12 protein-coding genes, 1 other RNA gene and 1 pseudogene are annotated in these 15,407 nt (G+C 49.5%); 6 read left to right on the top strand and 8 right to left on the bottom strand.

Annotated features, from left to right (window positions below):
- The 3 genes from dnaE to tilS all read left to right on the top strand — a co-directional run.
- Positions 1-2,883, top strand: a 2,883-nt coding sequence (dnaE, locus tag R3177_RS07680) for a DNA polymerase III subunit alpha (protein WP_318970453.1), incomplete at its 5' end; no start/stop codon positions are given.
- A gap of 17 nt (positions 2,884-2,900) precedes the next feature.
- Positions 2,901-3,857, top strand: coding sequence for an acetyl-CoA carboxylase carboxyl transferase subunit alpha (accA, locus tag R3177_RS07675; RefSeq protein WP_318970452.1), 957 nt, complete (start codon positions 2,901-2,903; stop codon positions 3,855-3,857).
- 114 nt (positions 3,858-3,971) lie between these two features.
- On the top strand, positions 3,972-5,276 hold the full coding sequence (gene tilS, locus R3177_RS07670) for a tRNA lysidine(34) synthetase TilS (protein ID WP_318970451.1): 1,305 nt from the start codon (positions 3,972-3,974) through the stop codon (positions 5,274-5,276).
- Here tilS and R3177_RS07665 read toward each other — a convergent pair.
- Entirely contained in the window at positions 5,230-6,204 is a 975-nt protein-coding gene (locus tag R3177_RS07665) for a GGDEF domain-containing protein (protein ID WP_318970450.1), read from the bottom strand. The genes tilS and R3177_RS07665 overlap by 47 nt on opposite strands.
- 121 nt (positions 6,205-6,325) lie before the next feature.
- Positions 6,326-7,474: a patatin-like phospholipase family protein gene (locus tag R3177_RS07660; RefSeq protein WP_318970449.1), complete on the bottom strand. Its 1,149-nt coding sequence runs from the start codon at positions 7,472-7,474 to the stop codon at positions 6,326-6,328.
- A gap of 83 nt (positions 7,475-7,557) precedes the next feature.
- Here R3177_RS07660 and R3177_RS07655 point away from each other — a divergent pair, with 83 nt between their 5' ends.
- Positions 7,558-8,427 (top strand): DUF3014 domain-containing protein, encoded by an 870-nt coding sequence (locus R3177_RS07655; RefSeq protein ID WP_318970448.1) that lies wholly within the window; start codon positions 7,558-7,560, stop codon positions 8,425-8,427.
- Between the two features lie 159 nt (positions 8,428-8,586).
- Positions 8,587-8,683: signal recognition particle sRNA small type (ffs, locus tag R3177_RS07650), an RNA gene on the top strand.
- A gap of 29 nt (positions 8,684-8,712) precedes the next feature.
- Here ffs and R3177_RS14820 read toward each other — a convergent pair.
- Both R3177_RS14820 and R3177_RS07645 read right to left on the bottom strand, forming a co-directional pair.
- Positions 8,713-8,871, bottom strand: a pseudogene (locus R3177_RS14820) (DUF2496 domain-containing protein); the annotation flags it as partial.
- Positions 8,868-9,128, bottom strand: a complete 261-nt coding sequence (locus R3177_RS07645; RefSeq protein ID WP_318970447.1) for a late competence development ComFB family protein — start codon at positions 9,126-9,128, stop codon at positions 8,868-8,870. The gene R3177_RS07645 and the pseudogene R3177_RS14820, both read right to left, overlap by 4 nt.
- Positions 9,129-9,256: 128 nt before the next feature.
- On the opposite strand from R3177_RS07645, the gene R3177_RS07640 reads away from it, so the two are divergent.
- The gene (locus tag R3177_RS07640; protein ID WP_318970446.1) at positions 9,257-10,354 is read left to right on the top strand and encodes a tryptophan 2,3-dioxygenase family protein; all 1,098 of its coding nucleotides are present in this window, start codon (positions 9,257-9,259) and stop codon (positions 10,352-10,354) included.
- Here R3177_RS07640 and R3177_RS07635 read toward each other — a convergent pair.
- From R3177_RS07635 to dinG, 4 genes are read right to left on the bottom strand one after another with little or no spacing between them, the layout of a single operon-like run.
- A complete protein-coding gene (locus tag R3177_RS07635; RefSeq protein WP_318970445.1) occupies positions 10,325-11,263 on the bottom strand; it encodes a histone deacetylase in 939 nt (312 codons plus the stop codon). The two genes, R3177_RS07640 and R3177_RS07635, sit on opposite strands and share 30 nt — an antisense overlap.
- The gene (gene priC, locus R3177_RS07630) at positions 11,263-11,817 is read right to left on the bottom strand and encodes a primosomal replication protein PriC (RefSeq protein WP_318970444.1); all 555 of its coding nucleotides are present in this window, start codon (positions 11,815-11,817) and stop codon (positions 11,263-11,265) included. The genes R3177_RS07635 and priC overlap by 1 nt, the downstream gene beginning before the upstream one ends.
- The gene (locus R3177_RS07625) at positions 11,814-12,599 is read right to left on the bottom strand and encodes a sulfite exporter TauE/SafE family protein (RefSeq protein ID WP_318970443.1); all 786 of its coding nucleotides are present in this window, start codon (positions 12,597-12,599) and stop codon (positions 11,814-11,816) included. The genes priC and R3177_RS07625 overlap by 4 nt, the downstream gene beginning before the upstream one ends.
- A gap of 31 nt (positions 12,600-12,630) precedes the next feature.
- A complete protein-coding gene (gene dinG, locus R3177_RS07620; RefSeq protein WP_318970442.1) occupies positions 12,631-14,688 on the bottom strand; it encodes an ATP-dependent DNA helicase DinG in 2,058 nt (685 codons plus the stop codon).
- Positions 14,689-15,407 lie beyond the last annotated feature (719 nt).

Below are 15,407 nucleotides of genomic sequence, written 5' to 3'. Positions count from 1 at the left end.
GTCGCTACCAATGAAGTGGTGTTTTTACAGGCCAGTGATTATCCCGCCCATGAGATAAGGGTTGCCATTCATGACGGCTTTACTCTGGATGATAAACGCCGGCCAAAGCATTACTCAGAACAGCAGTATTTGCGAACTGAGCAGGAAATGCTGGAATTATTTGCCGATATTCCGGAGGCACTGGAAAACAGTGTGGAAATTGCCAGACGCTGCAATGTGACTATCCGGCTTGGTGAGTATTTTTTGCCGGCCTTCCCGACAGGCGGTATGACCGACGCAGATTTTCTGGTGCACAAATCACGGGAAGGCCTCGAGCAGCGACTGCTGCAGTTATTTCCGGATGAGACAGAGCGGCAAGCTAAACGGCCCGCTTATGATGAGCGGTTGCAGATCGAGCTGGACGTAATCAACCAGATGGGGTTTCCGGGTTACTTTCTGGTGGTGATGGAGTTTATTCAGTGGAGTAAAGATAACGATATACCGGTAGGCCCGGGCCGGGGTTCCGGTGCCGGCTCACTGGTTGCATATGCGCTGAAAATCACCGATCTGGACCCACTGGAATTTGATTTGCTGTTTGAACGGTTTCTGAACCCGGAACGGGTATCGATGCCAGACTTCGATGTTGATTTCTGTATGGACCGGCGTGATGAAGTGATTGATCACGTTGCTGAGATGTATGGCCGGGAAGCGGTATCACAAATCATTACCTTCGGTACTATGGCAGCGAAAGCGGTGATTCGCGATGTTGGCCGGGTGCTGGGTCATCCTTATGGTTTTGTCGACCGTATATCCAAGCTTATTCCGCCAACGCCGGGCATGACACTGGAGCAGGCATTTAAAGAAGAACCCCGACTGCCTGAACTGTATGCCCAGGATCAGGAAGTCAAAGATCTGATTGATATGGCACGCCAGCTGGAAGGCGTGACCCGCAATGCCGGCAAGCATGCCGGTGGAGTTGTCATCGCGCCGACCAAAATTACTGACTTCTCGCCATTATATTGTGATGATGAGGGGAATAATCCGGTTACCCAGTTTGATAAGAACGATGTGGAATACGCCGGTTTAGTCAAGTTTGACTTTCTGGGGCTGCGAACTCTGACCATTTTGCAGTGGGCGGTCAATATGGCCAACAGCCGGCTGCAGAAAGAAGGTCGTAAGCCGATTGATATTAACAGTATTCCGCTGGTTGATAAGCGCAGCTTCGACTTACTGCAACGGGCAGATACCACAGCCGTATTCCAGCTGGAATCCCGCGGTATGAAAGACCTGATCCGCCGGCTGCAACCGGATTGCTTTGAAGACATGATTGCTCTGGTGGCGTTGTTCCGGCCGGGACCTTTGCAATCAGGCATGGTTGATAACTTTATTGACCGTAAACGCGGCAGAGAAGAAATATCTTACCCTGATGCAACCTGGCAGCATGAGTCTTTAAAACCGATTTTAGAGCCCACCTACGGCATTATCCTGTATCAGGAGCAGGTGATGCAGATTGCTCAGGTATTGTCAGGTTATTCGCTGGGTGGCGCTGACTTATTACGCCGGGCGATGGGCAAGAAAAAGCCGGAAGAAATGGCCAAGCAGCGGGACACTTTTCAGGAAGGCGCAGCGAAAAATGGCATCGATCCGGAACTGGCAATCAAAATATTTGATTTGGTAGAGAAATTCGCCGGCTATGGTTTTAACAAATCGCACTCTGCTGCCTATGCTCTGGTGTCTTATCAGACGCTATGGATGAAGGCACACTTTCCGGCCGAGTTTATGGCAGCGGTGATGTCAGCTGATATGGACAACACCGACAAAATTGTCACATTGGTGGATGAATGTGAGCGGATGAAGCTGAAACTGAACCCGCCGGATGTGAACAGCGGCCAGTATAAATTTACCGTTAACGAGCAGGGCCATATCGTTTACGGGATTGGCGCGATAAAAGGAGTAGGAGAAAGCCCGATAGACGCCATTATTGAGGCACGAAATCAGCACGGCAACTTCCAGGACTTATTTGATTTTTGCGCTAAGGTGGATTTAAAGCGGTTAAACCGGCGGGTAATGGAGAAACTGATTTTATCCGGCGCTATGGATAAGCTGGGCCCCCACCGGGCAGCCTTAATGGCCAGTCTGGAAGAAGCCATGAAAAAGGCTGAGCAGCATGCCAAAGCACAGGCAGTAGGACAGGACGATTTATTTGGTTTGCTTTGCCCAGAGCCGGAGCAGACTGCCACGGCGTTTAAGTCTGTTCCGCCGTGGCCCGATGAAGTCTGGCTGGAGGGGGAGCGCGAAACGCTTGGTTTGTATTTAACCGGCCATCCGATTAACCGTTATGCCGATGAAATTCGTCACTATGTATCCTGCCGGCTGGTTGAATTGCAACCGACCAAAAAAGATCAGAGTGTCCGGGTTGCCGGACTCGTGGTGTCAGTGCGGGTAATGATTAACAAAAAAGGCCGCCGATGGGCCATTGTTACCCTGGATGATAAATCGGCCCGGTTAGATGTACGTTTTTTTCCTGAACAGTTGGAAACATTTGAAGAACTGCTGCAAAAAGACCGAATTCTGGTGATATCCGGACAGGTCAGCTTTGATGATTTTAATGGTGGCCTTACAATGTCGGGCCGCGATGTCAGCGAAATCACAACTGAGCGGGAAAAATCGCTGAAATCTTTGAATATCACTGTACAATCGCCGCAAATAGACCACAATTACCTGCAAAGATTACAGCAGGTACTGGATGAATTTAAGGCCGGAACGGTACCCGTTACTATCAGGTACCAGCGACAGGAAGGGCAGGTAACACTGCAGTTAGGGACAGCCTGGTGGGTGACGCCCGCCGACGCTTTGTTGCATCAGTTAAAACAATTAGCAACAATAGAACTGGAATTTAATTAATTAGGTAGTGATAGTCGATGATGCTGAATTATTTAGAGTTTGAGCAACCGATTGCTGAACTTGAAGCAAAAATAGACGAATTGCGTAACGTCAGTCGTAATGGCGACTACGATCTTGGCTTAGAAGAAGAGATCAACAAACTAAAAGAAAAAAGCCTGGTATTAACCAAAAAAATATTTTCTGAGCTGGGTGCCTGGCAAGTAGCACAAATGGCCCGCCATCCCCGCCGGCCTTACACCCTTGATTACCTGAAACTGATATTTACTGATTTTGATGAGCTGGCGGGTGACCGTACCTACGCTAACGATAATGCTATCGTTGCTGGGACCGCCCGTCTGGGTGAACAAGCCGTTATGGTTATTGGACATCAGAAAGGCCGCGATACCCGTGAAAAAATCCGTCGTAACTTTGGTATGCCACGGCCGGAAGGATACCGCAAAGCATTACGACTGATGGAAATGGCCGAACGGTTTAAGATGCCTATCATTACCTTCATTGATACCCCGGGTGCTTACCCTGGTATTGGTGCTGAAGAGCGGGGCCAGTCTGAAGCTATTGCCCGCAATCTGAAAGTGATGGCAGGTTTAAAAGTACCGGTTATCTGTACTGTGATCGGTGAAGGTGGCTCGGGTGGCGCACTGGCCATCGGCGTAGGTGATCGGGTAAACATGCTGCAATTTAGCACTTATTCAGTTATTTCACCGGAGGGGTGTGCTTCCATTCTGTGGAAAAGTGCGGAGAAAGCGCCCCTGGCTGCTGATGCAATGGGTATAACGGCAGAGCGCCTGAAAGAGCTTGATTTAATCGATGCAGTGATCCCTGAGCCACTTGGTGGTGCGCATCGCTCACCAGAGCAGATGGCCCAGACGTTGAAGAAAACGTTGCTGAAAGATTTGGAAAAACTGCAGCAGCTGGATACTAAAACCTTACTTGATAAACGTTATAAGCGTTTAATGTCTTTTGGTTATTGCTAGTTTTGCCAGCATTTTTCTGAAAACCAGCGCTTGTCGCTGGTTTTTTTATCCGGATAATAACGGTGAAGGCAAACCCGGTTTAACAGGCCAGATCCTTAACCAGAGTAACTGACCGTGGCAATCATTAGTGCAACAGAACTTGCAGCAATTCTAGACAGCTGTGGCGCCAGCAAAGTGGTGCTGGCACTAAGTGGCGGCCTTGATTCAATGGTATTACTGGAATTATTACATCAGGCCCGCCAAATCAGGCCATGTCAGCTGCAGGCTGTCTATATTAACCATGGATTAAATGCTGATGCGCAGCACTGGGCTGAGCATTGCGCCAAAGCCTGTGCCGAGCGTAATATCGATTTTGTCAGCCGGAAAATCAGGATAGAAAGCGCTGCCAATCTTGAATCGGCAGCGCGTGACGGCCGTTACCGGGCGCTGGCACCCTTTATTGATTCAGCATCTACCGTGTTGCTAACCGGACATCATGCTGATGATCAGCTGGAAACGCTGCTTTTGGCACTGAAGCGTGGCGCCGGAATAGCTGGGCTCAGTGGGATGTCCCGGCAACGCCCCTTTGCCAAAGGAACCTTACTACGCCCCTTACTGAACTGTTCACGCCAGCATATTCTGACGTTTGCAAAGCAGCATCAGTTAAAGTGGGTCGAGGACAGTAGCAATACAGATAACCGGTTTGACCGCAATTATATCCGTAATGAAATAGCCCCTTTACTGCTCAGCCGCTGGCCGGCATTCACTGACACCGCTCAGCGCAGTATGCAGCTGCTGGCTTCGCAGCAACAGCTGATCAGTCACTATACTGAACAGGCGCTGGCGCTTTGTGTCTGTGACGATGGTAAGCAGCTGAATTTAATGGCTTTGCAGCAGCATTTGCCGTTGCAGCAGGATTTGGTTATTCGCCAATGGCTGGCACGGTTTCAACTCAACCCATCCAGCCAATGGTTACAGACGCTAAAAGAGCAAGTGATCAATTCTCGCCAGGATGCCATGCCACAACTGGTGTTAGCGGATTATCAGCTAAGAAGATATCAGCAGCGGTTGTACCTGATAAGCGATAAAGCGGCAGTGGCCAGTTCTTGCCGGATATCATGGCAGATGCAGGCGGATCTGCTTTTGCCCTCAGCACTTGGTGAACTGGTGATTTGCAAAACACCGGCGTCAGGGCGGCTGCCAGTCTGCCGCAGAGAATCAAGTGTTGTATTTGCTCAGCTGAGTCTGCCCTTTAAACCGGTTGGTCAGCCACAGCATAAGCCCCTTAAGCAATGGTTTAAACTGTGGCAGGTGCCGCCCTGGCAACGCAGCCAGATACCGTTGTTAATGCAACAGGATAAACTGGTGGCCGTTGCCGGTTATGCTTCTGCTATCAGCAATTTACAGGCGGACTGCTGGCTTGACTGGCTGCGAAACTGACTGCCGATCCTGCGCTATGTAATTCCCGCCCAGTCTGTCGTAAATTCGCTTTGCCCGCGGATTTTGCTTCATACAGCGCACGATCTGCAGCCGCAAAAAATTGCTCAGCTGTCTGCAGCGGCTGCAGGTATGCCAGCCCGGCACTGGCACTGATACCGTATTGCTGACACTTATGGTGTTGATTTATCGCTTTTAGCAAGCGGCGGGCAACCAAATCAGCGCTGTCCACATCGTCGTCAGCCAGAATTACCGCAAACTCATCACCGCCAAAGCGGAATAAACTGTCGGTTTGGCGCAGCGCCTCGCGCATACAGTCAGCAACGACGATGAGCAATTCGTCTCCCATCGCATGACCATAGTTGTCGTTCAGCTGTTTAAAGTTGTCCAGATCCAACAATAGCAAAGCACAGGGTTGTTGCCGGCGACGGGCAAGCTGAATTGCTTTTGTAAAGCTGTCGTCAAAAAACCGACGATTTCCTAATGCGGTCAGCGGATCTTTCAAAGCCATCTGTTGCAACCGGGCGACCACCAGCGCATTGCGTAGTGCGAACAGCCACTCACTTTCCAGGATGACCAGATCGCGCTGCTGCATTGGGCTGAAAGGTTGAGCACTGTGATAATGCACCTCTGCCAGACATTGCTGATTCAGTACCAGCAGGCTTTTATAAGTGTGAGTGCTATTACTGGAACCGGCTGCACTATGCTCACCAAAAGCGGTATTCAGCCGGATGCCGGTGATGTTCAGCAAACGCCCGACATACATCGAAAAAATGTCCAGCTGTTGCTGAATATCAAGGCTGGTTTGCAGCTGACTGGTCAGGGTCTGTTCGCTGCAGTCAGGCAGGCTGTCAGTTTGCTGACATCGATTCAGTGCCGCATAACTTGGTGCGACATCAAGTGCTAACTCCCGGGTCATAACGCTGTCCATTACCAGTCCTTCTTATACGATGATGACTGGTTCAAGCAAAATTCAAGCCAAATGTTAATTTGTATATTTTACAACGGCTTAAAATTTTAAGGCGACCTGAAGTCAAGCCGTTGACGGCGTCTTACTCTGATTCAGCGGCAAGAAACTGCACAATGTGGTCCATTTGCCGACATCCATCGTCAAAACCCAGCTCTATTAAACGGCGGGTATACTTTTGTTCAAACAATAAATAACTGGCGAGACTGGAATCAGAATGCTGGCGGATGCCGAGTCCGCGTAGCAGTGTGCGGACAGCTAACGGTAAGCACAGATAATATTCACTGGCCAGCTGGTTAAAATTCTGACTGGGATTAATCAGCAGGCTCTGGATGGGTTTCAGTTCGGTCTCGATGTTATTGGCACGCAGCGTGTCAACAGTCTTGTTGACCCTTTCCATTCGCTCGAGATCTGAGTTCAGCGTATCAGTAAATATGGTATCCAGCAGATGGCCCGCGACTGTGGCTAAATCCGGGTGATGCAGATTACGCCGGCTGATTTCTTCTCTGCGGGGGTCTTCAACCCCGATAATCAGGATCTTATCGGCACCAAGATGAATGGGCGCACTTAGCGGAGCTAGCTGATTAACAGAGCCATCACCAAAATATTGCTGATGGATCCGCACTGACGGAAAGATAATCGGAATAGCGGCTGACGCCATCAGGTGATGAACACCGAGTAAGGTTCGCTGGCCGCAGCGTTTTGCACGGCGCCATTCTTCTGCATGGTCTGACTGAAAAAATGTAATGGAATCGCCATTATTGTAGCAGGAAGACGTTACCGAAAAGCTGGACAGGTAACCCCCCATAATATTGCGGTCAATCCGCTGTAAGTCGAGGATCCTGCCCAGTAACTGCTTCAACGGTTTATTGTCAAAAACGCTGACCGGCTTTTTATTGGCATAATCTGCCTGAAAGGCACCAAATACATTTTGCAGCAGATGCCAGAATACTCTCGGATAATCGGAATAATACACCTGGTTGGTATGAAAGTGGCGCCAGACCGACTCAATTTTTTTAACGCCAAGATGAAAGCAAGACGCGTAACAGGCGATACCGGCACCGTTAATAGCGCCGGCTGAAGTCCCACTTATGATGTCAAACGGCGCAGGACTGGTTCTGGGGTAATGCTGAGCTATCGCTTTGAGCACCCCGACCTGATAAGCAGCACGGGCGCCACCACCGGTTAGTAGCAGAGCGGTCTTTTTCCCGTTAAGCGGTCGTTGTCTTACCATAATCGTATAATGAACTTTTCTGCAATTTTATGCGCTTTGTTGCTATATTGCAGTATAACTAAGTTACTAACAAGGAGACACTTATGACTGCGCAACCATCGGGCGGTGGACAACAGCTTTATTATGCAGGTCTGGCTGCAGTTATTATTGTTATATTACTGGCATTGTGGCTGCTTCTTAAACCCGACAGCGAACCACAGCAGGATGTGATGACCGAAACACCACTGCCGGCGCGGGCAGAGATTATTGAAGAACAACCGGTACCCCCGGCTTTGGATGAACTTGCAACCGACCCCGCTACTGAGCCTGCCAGCATTTCAGAGCCTGTGGCAGAAGTCGTTGAACCTGTGGCAGAACCACTGCCGCCGCTGGAAAAATCTGACCCTGTGCTAAAGCAGGAAATATTAAAGCTGGACTGGCAGCCCGGCTTAGCAGGCTTAATTAACACCGAACATATGGTGCGTAATGTGGTTGTAACGGTCGATAATCTGGCTCAGCGCCGGCTGGTTGCCAAACACCCTGTGGTCGCCCGGCTGGATCAGCCGTTTATGACTATCCCTGGCGAAAAAAGCCAGACCTATCAGATAGATCCTGCCAGTTACCAGCGATTTGAACCTTATATCCGGTTGGTAGAAAGTGTTGAGCCTGCCGAGGTCTTGCAGGTGCTGGAGCGTTATCAGCCGTTATTCGAACAGGCGTTTAGTGAACTGGGATATCCTGAACTGACATTTAAACAACGCTTACAACAAGCGCTGCAACAGTTTATCGCCATTGAGCCTGGTAATGTTGATACTACCCTGGTTCGTAAATCAGTCGCTTACACCTTTGCTGATCCCAAGGTCGAAGCGCTCAGCGACCTGGAAAAACAGATTATCCGGCTGGGGCCTGATAATTATCAGCGTTTACGCGACGTGGCGAAACGGTATCTGGTTTTGCTGCAAAGTACAGAGTAACTGGGTTTCTGACTTGTTATCACTGTGTAACGCCGGCAGCGGTTAAAGTTTAAGCACTAAACCGCTGTTTCGGCTAAATCACTTGAAACCTGCCAGGCCATTGCGCATAATGCGGGCCTGTTGTTCTGGAGTTACCAGACATTCAGTCAATGGTAACTCCATTGGTCCTCTCGCAATGCTAGTAAGTTAACCTGGTCAGGTCCGGAAGGAAGCAGCCACAGCTTATGATGCAGGTGCCGGGATGTGGCTGGTGGAGTTGCCACCCACCTCAAGCTTTTTACGATAATCAGCTATGACGATTTGCAGCGCTGCCATAATATCAGTATCGGCTATTTGCTGTTGTTCCAGTAACACAATTAAATCAACGGCCAGTCTGATATGGACCGGCGCAGTGGCCAGTCCGCCAGCGTCTTGCGTCTGAGCTTTGTCAGAAGCCTTCTTCACTTATTGTCATCCAGAAACTGCCTGGCTCTGCTGACGGCTTCCTTTACCTTCATCTGCATTTCGAAGCGCTCACTCTGGGGCAGATAAAATGACATATCCACTTCATAACGAATATAACGTGGAGGCAGCAAATTCAGGGAGATACAGCATAAATCTGCCAGGTATTCGCTGTCTTTCACTTCGTTAAGCTTTAATTCAACAATATGATCCAGTAGCAGTTTTTCGTAATAGTTATGGATGTCATCGTCCAGTTTCATATTTTGCCTCTTTAATTGCGCAGTAACATTCCTCAGCATAATCAGCTTAACGACAAAAGGCCATAGAAAGATTGAGTTAACCAAGCGGGCTGTTACAATGATCCGGTCAGAACAAGCGGATACTTTGAATGCAAAAAAATACCACTCCCTGTTATTACGGTGATTATCTGCAGCTGGATAAAATACTGACAGCTCAGACTCCGGAAAGTGGCAAATATGGCAATGAAGCCCATGATGAAACCTTGTTTATTGTGGTTCATCAGGTTTACGAATTGTGGTTCAAACAAATCCTGCATGAGTTAAAAGCTGTTATGGCAGTATTTGCTGAAGCAGAGGTTAAAGATCAGCAATTAACGGGCATTGTCCATAAGCTGAAAAGAGTGATCAGTATTCAACAGCTGTTAAATCAACAAATCGCGGTGATGGAAACAATGACACCGCAGGATTTTATGTCTTTTCGGGACTATCTGGTGCCGGCCTCAGGCTTTCAGAGTGTGCAGTTTAAAATGCTGGAAATTGGTTTGGGCCTGAAAAGCGAATACCGGATCGATTTTGATAAAAACTCATTTTACAGTCGGTTAAATGAACAGGACCGCCAATTTTTGGAGGCATTGGAAACGGAACCGAGTCTGTTTGAACGAATTGAGAAATGGCTGGAGCGGATGCCGTTTTTACAGTTAGATGATTTCAGCTTCTGGCAGATGTATCACAACGCAACCGAGCAGATGCTGAATGAAGATGCCAGCACAGTAGCGGGCATTTTACAGATTGCTGAGCCGGATCGTGAACTGCAACTGGCTGAAATTGAGCGAACCCGCGCTAAGTTTGCAGCGCTACTGAATAAAGATAAATATCAGGAGTTACAGCAGCAGGGGAGTTTCCGGCTAAGTCAAAAGGCCATGCTGTCAGCATTATTTATCAGCCTTTATCAGGAAGAGCCAGTGTTTAATTTGCCTTTTCAGTTGCTGACCTGCCTGACCGAAATTGACGAAAACCTGACAATCTGGCGCTATAAGCATGCCATGATGGTACAACGGATGCTTGGAACTAAAATTGGAACAGGTGGCTCTTCCGGTCATGACTATTTAAAGCGCACCACAGAAAAAAACCGGATTTTTACCGATTTATTTAATATGGCAACCTTTTTATTGCCCAAAGCGGACTTACCGGTATTGCCACAGCAGGTAAAACGTAAATTAGGTTTTTATTTCGGGCCGGAACGTTAAATCGCAGGCAATAAATGCCGCCTTAAATAACTGCAAATGCAGTTGGGTCAGTGCAGTGATGTCACGCTGATAGCCACCGCCAATGACTGCCGCAACCGGAATGCCCCTGCTGCGGCAAGCGTTAAACACCAGTAAGTCACGCTGATAAAGGGCTTCAGTGCTGATATCCAGCAGCCCCAGCTCATCTTGCTGATGAATATCCACGCCGGCATCATAAAGCACCAGTTCGGGCTGGTGCCAGTTCAGTAAGGTCTCCAGACTCTGGTGTACAGTCTCAAGATAGACTGCATCGGTACAGTCTTTTGCTAAGCCGATATCCCAGTCAGAGCATATTTTCCGCGCGGGAAAGTTTTTTTCACAATGAATTGAGGCGGTAATAATCGCCGGATCGCTAGCAAAAATGCCGGCAGTGCCATCTCCCTGGTGCACATCCAGATCAAAAATAAGCACTTTGCTGATCCCCTGGCTTAGCACACTTTTGGCAGCGAATGCCAGGTCATTAAACACGCAAAAACCAGCGCCCTCAGCATGCCGGGCATGGTGGTAGCCACCGCTTAAATGCAGGCTTATGCCCCGGCTTAATGCCAGCTGAGCACATAGCCTGGTACCGGCAACCGAAATGAGGGAACGGTTAACCAGTGGCTGCGACCAGGGGAAACCTATGCGACGCATCGCCTGGGCGCTGATCGTGCCATTGCAGATACTGTCGATATACGTTTTATCGTGTATTAATTCAAGCTCACAGGCGGCGATGGGCTGGGGGGTGCTGAAAAGGGTTTCCGGTAATCCGGAGCCAAGCAATGTCTGATACAATGCCTGATATTTAGTTATCGGGTAGCGATGCCGCTCTGGCAGACTGAGCTCACTGTAACAGGAATGATAAACCAGGCCCGGGATTGTTGTTGTCATCAGGGAAGCTCCCGTTCACGCTGCAATATAGCCTGTTCTACTTCTGTTATCGCTTTGCGGCAGCGACCTAATCTGGCATGCAGCGCCAGTACCCGGTTCGCATTATCGCTGCTGTAACGTTCAGCGTGTTCTATCATATCCAGTAAACGACGCTCAAACTGCTGAAATTCGGTAAGTTGCTGGTAAAGATTAACCGTGGCTGGCTGAGCTGCAACGGATTTTGTCTCTTGCCGCTGCCTGAGCGTGACAGTGCGCTGAAATTTACTACGGGTGTCAAGATTACGGAAGGCCCGGGTAAGTGCCTCTACCTGAGCGGCTATATGCGCTGCTAAACGCTGCTTACTGATTGCTGACAGAGGGGGCTGATTGTCACTCAGCCGCTTGAGGTTACGTTTAGCGTCTGCCACATAGTCTGCTAAATCGGGCGAATGACAACTGAATAAACCGCTTTCAAACCAATCCTGGGGTTTGCCGTCTGGGCGTTGACGGTCAATAGCTGATGCCCGCTGATACAGCTCGTTCAGTTGGCTGGCCAGTAACTGCAAGGCACTCATGCGTTATTCCAGGCTTGCCAGGCTAAGCGCAGGGCAATCGCAATAACCACGCTGATAAATACGGGCCGGATAAATTTGCTGCCAAAGCGGATCGCGCTATGGGCACCGAGAAAGGCTCCCAGCATCAGACATAACCCCATTGCAATACCCAACAGGTAATCAACATGACCCAGAGCCATAAATGCCACCAGCGAAAAGCCGTTACTGACAAAGTTCATGGTTCTCGCTACCCCGCTGGTCAACAACAGGTTGATTTTATACATGGCCATGCTGGATACCATCCAGAATGCACCGGTGCCGGGTCCGGCCACGCCGTCGTAGAAGCCAAGCGTTAAGCCCTGCAGGCGTTGCTGCCAGAACAACTTGCTGTTTTCGGCAGGGAGCTGCAGCCGGTCATCGGGTTGAATCCGGTTAAACAGGGTATAAACCGCGGCGAGCAATACTAACAACGGCAATAACTTATCCAGCAGCTCTGTACTAAGCTGGTCGACCACCAGAGTGCCAATGATGGCGCCCACCGCGGTATAGCCAAGGCTGCGCCGCCAGTAGCGCGGGTTAAATAGTCGTTTACGGTAGTATGTTAATGAGGCGGTAAGCGAGCCAAAAGTGGCAGCCAGTTTATTGGTACCCAGCACCAGATGCGGCGGCAAGCCAGCGGTCAGTAGTGCCGGCACCGTCAAAAGACCCCCTCCACCGGCAATAGCGTCGATATAGCCGGCCGTAAAGGCCACAGCACAGAGGATCAGCAGTAAATCAGTTGTCGGAAGCAGATCAGCAAACACCGGGCGTTATCCTGTTAATACAAAATGATGATTAATAATCTATCTGGCGCTGGAAAGGAGGCAGGGCATCCAGCATTGCCTTGCCATACGATTTAGTCACCAGTCGCCTGTCCAATATCACAATCCGCCCCTGGTCCTGCTCCTGGCGCAGCAGTCTACCACAAGCCTGCACCAGTTTCCTGGCGGTTGCCGGAATCGCCAGTTGCACAAACGGATTTCCCCCTTTACGGGTAATCGCTTCACTCATTGCCGCTTCAAGTGGTGAGGTCGGCACCGCAAAGGGCAGTTTGGTTATCACGAGGTTAGTTAACAGTTTACCCGGCAAATCCAATCCTTCTGAAAAACTTTGGGTACCAAATAAGATACTGGTTCTGTTGTGCTGGCAGTTTTCATTATGCTGATTGAGCAGTGTCTGGCGGGAGGCTTCACCTTGTACCAGTAAAGACAGCCCTTTTTGGCGCAGCGCCCCGGCAACCTGTTGCATTTGCCAGTATGACGCAAACAACACCAGGCTGCCCTGGTGTTCAGGCAAATAGGCTGGCAGCAGGCTTATCAGCTCATCGGTATAAGCATTGGCTGTCGGCTCATGCTGCATTTTCGGTAAAACAATTACGCCTCTTTGCTGATAAGCAAATGGCGAGTCGACCCGCAGCGTTCGTAAGCCCGGGTGAGCGTTTAATCCCAGCTCATATTTAACAGGGTCGAATGAGTTTAATACGGTAAGGGTGGCAGAACATAAAATACAGGCATGGGCTGTAGAAAATAATAACTGTTCCAGCGTGCCTGCCACGCTGAGCGGGCTGGCATGCGCTGTCAGCTGCTGTTGATCATCTCTTACCACCCAGCGCGCCTGATAAGCAGGCTCTGGCTGGGGTTGGGCATACAACTGCCATAACGCGTGCTGTTGCTCCAGCTTCTGGGCCAGCTGACTTAGCTCCTGTACCACTTTACTCTGGTGTTTTCGTTTTGCAGCTGTTAGCGCAACCTCGCTTATTGCGGCACTGATTTTGTCCAGCAGGTTCAACGTCTTCTGCGCACAACTGGCGATAGGTTCCGCTTGTTGCTGCCACAGTTTGGGCAGGCAGGCATGTTCAAAGCGGTGATCGGTCTGCTCTAGGCTGCTAAACCAGCGGCTTTGAAAGTCATTGAGGCTGCGCTCCACCGGCTTTAACAGGCTGAGTAATTCATTGCGGTGATCGTCAAGTTTCAGTAAATCTTTTAAGCTGGTTTCAGGCAGACTCTGAATTAACTGATTAGCCAGTGCACCGAGTTTATCCAGCCAGACCGCAGGATGATTTAACTGGGCAAAAGCGGCGAAGTAGTCTCGCCCGCAAGCGGGCAGATGATGGGCTTCGTCAATAACATAAATACAGTCTTCGGGGGAGGGCAAAATCGCATTGCCTGCGGCTAAATCAGCTAATAGCAGACTATGGTTTACCACCAGCAGCTGAGCGTCACTGATTTCTGCCCGGGCCAGGTGAAACGGACACTGATGATGACGTTTATCGTGTTTACTGCAATGGTACGGATCCGCGCTGATACTGTGCCAGAGTGCATCATCTACCGTGATTGGCAGTGTGTCGCGGTCGCCCAGCCAGTCGCGCTGTTGCCATGCCTGATAAAGCGTTTGCAGAATAACCGCCTGGCTGCGCTCAGCACTGGTCAGTAAATCAGGCTGTATCAGGTGTTGTTTTAACCGTTCGATACAGGCATACCGTGAACGGCCTTTAACCAGATTATATTCAAACTCAATAGCACTGTGCTGCCGGAAAAAAGGAATATCTTTGTTAATCAGCTGCTCTTGTAAGGCAACCGTTGCGGTGGCAATAACCAGAGTTTTTTTCTGGTTCAGCGCAACAGGCAGGGTCGCCAGCAGGTAAGCCAGCGATTTGCCGGTGCCGGTGCCGGCTTCAATCAGGCCAATCCGGTCATGCCGGTGATACTGGCCAGCTACAATATTCGCCATTTCTGCGATAAGTTTGTTCTGGCCAGGCCGGTTGTGATAATGGGGTAAGGCCGCTTTTAACTGTTGCTGTGCATCCCGTATTTGTTGTTTCAGCTTGTCAGAAAGCATGGGTTCAGTCGCCATCAGTCAGTAAGGTTGCCTGTATAGATGTACAGTTTGCTGATTCTAACCAGCTCTGGTGCAGATAGCAAAGTGTCGATAGCGGTGTTTATCAGATTTTCCAGCAGGAAAACGTCCGCCAAGCGGTGGCCATGCTGTTTTATCTGGCGCCGGTTTAAAAATGGGCTGACGATAAAATCGTCATCGTGTAAATAATAAATTACGGATTTACCAGCACTATATAACATCAATATCTGCAAAACGTCGGTTTAAAGCCACTTTATACCGGTATTTGCCGGCGAATCAGGGCATTTAAGCTGCTTTTGCGCCTTTTTCAGGTAAACAGCCGCCGCCGGTGATTACTGATGAATTCGCTGCAAAACAGCTTGCTGACCACGAGCGGGTGAAATTGTTCAATAAAAGCTGTTGACCCTACCGAAAAATACCGTTTATTATCAGGACGCGACAAATCGGAGTATATCCGAGATGAATGGAGTGCCAATCGCCTTAAAAGGTTGGTAACTGTTAAAAATAGAATCACTAGCGAGATAGTGGTCCAGGGAGAAATACATGTATACAAATAATAAATTAAGCAAAGCTGTGCGCTTAGCTATCGCCTTTGGTGCGGTTTCAGCGACCGCTTTTACTGCTTCAGTTACTGCAGCTGAAGAAGATGAAGCAGCAAAAGTTGAACGCATTGAAGTTACCGGCTCGCGGATTAAGCGTACTGATTTAGAAGGTGC

This window comes from Arsukibacterium sp. (assembly GCF_033722355.1).
Taxonomy (GTDB): domain Bacteria; phylum Pseudomonadota; class Gammaproteobacteria; order Enterobacterales; family Alteromonadaceae; genus Alishewanella.
The sequence above is the reverse complement of the archived record's forward strand: the minus strand, read 5'-3'. Positions and strand labels throughout refer to the sequence as shown.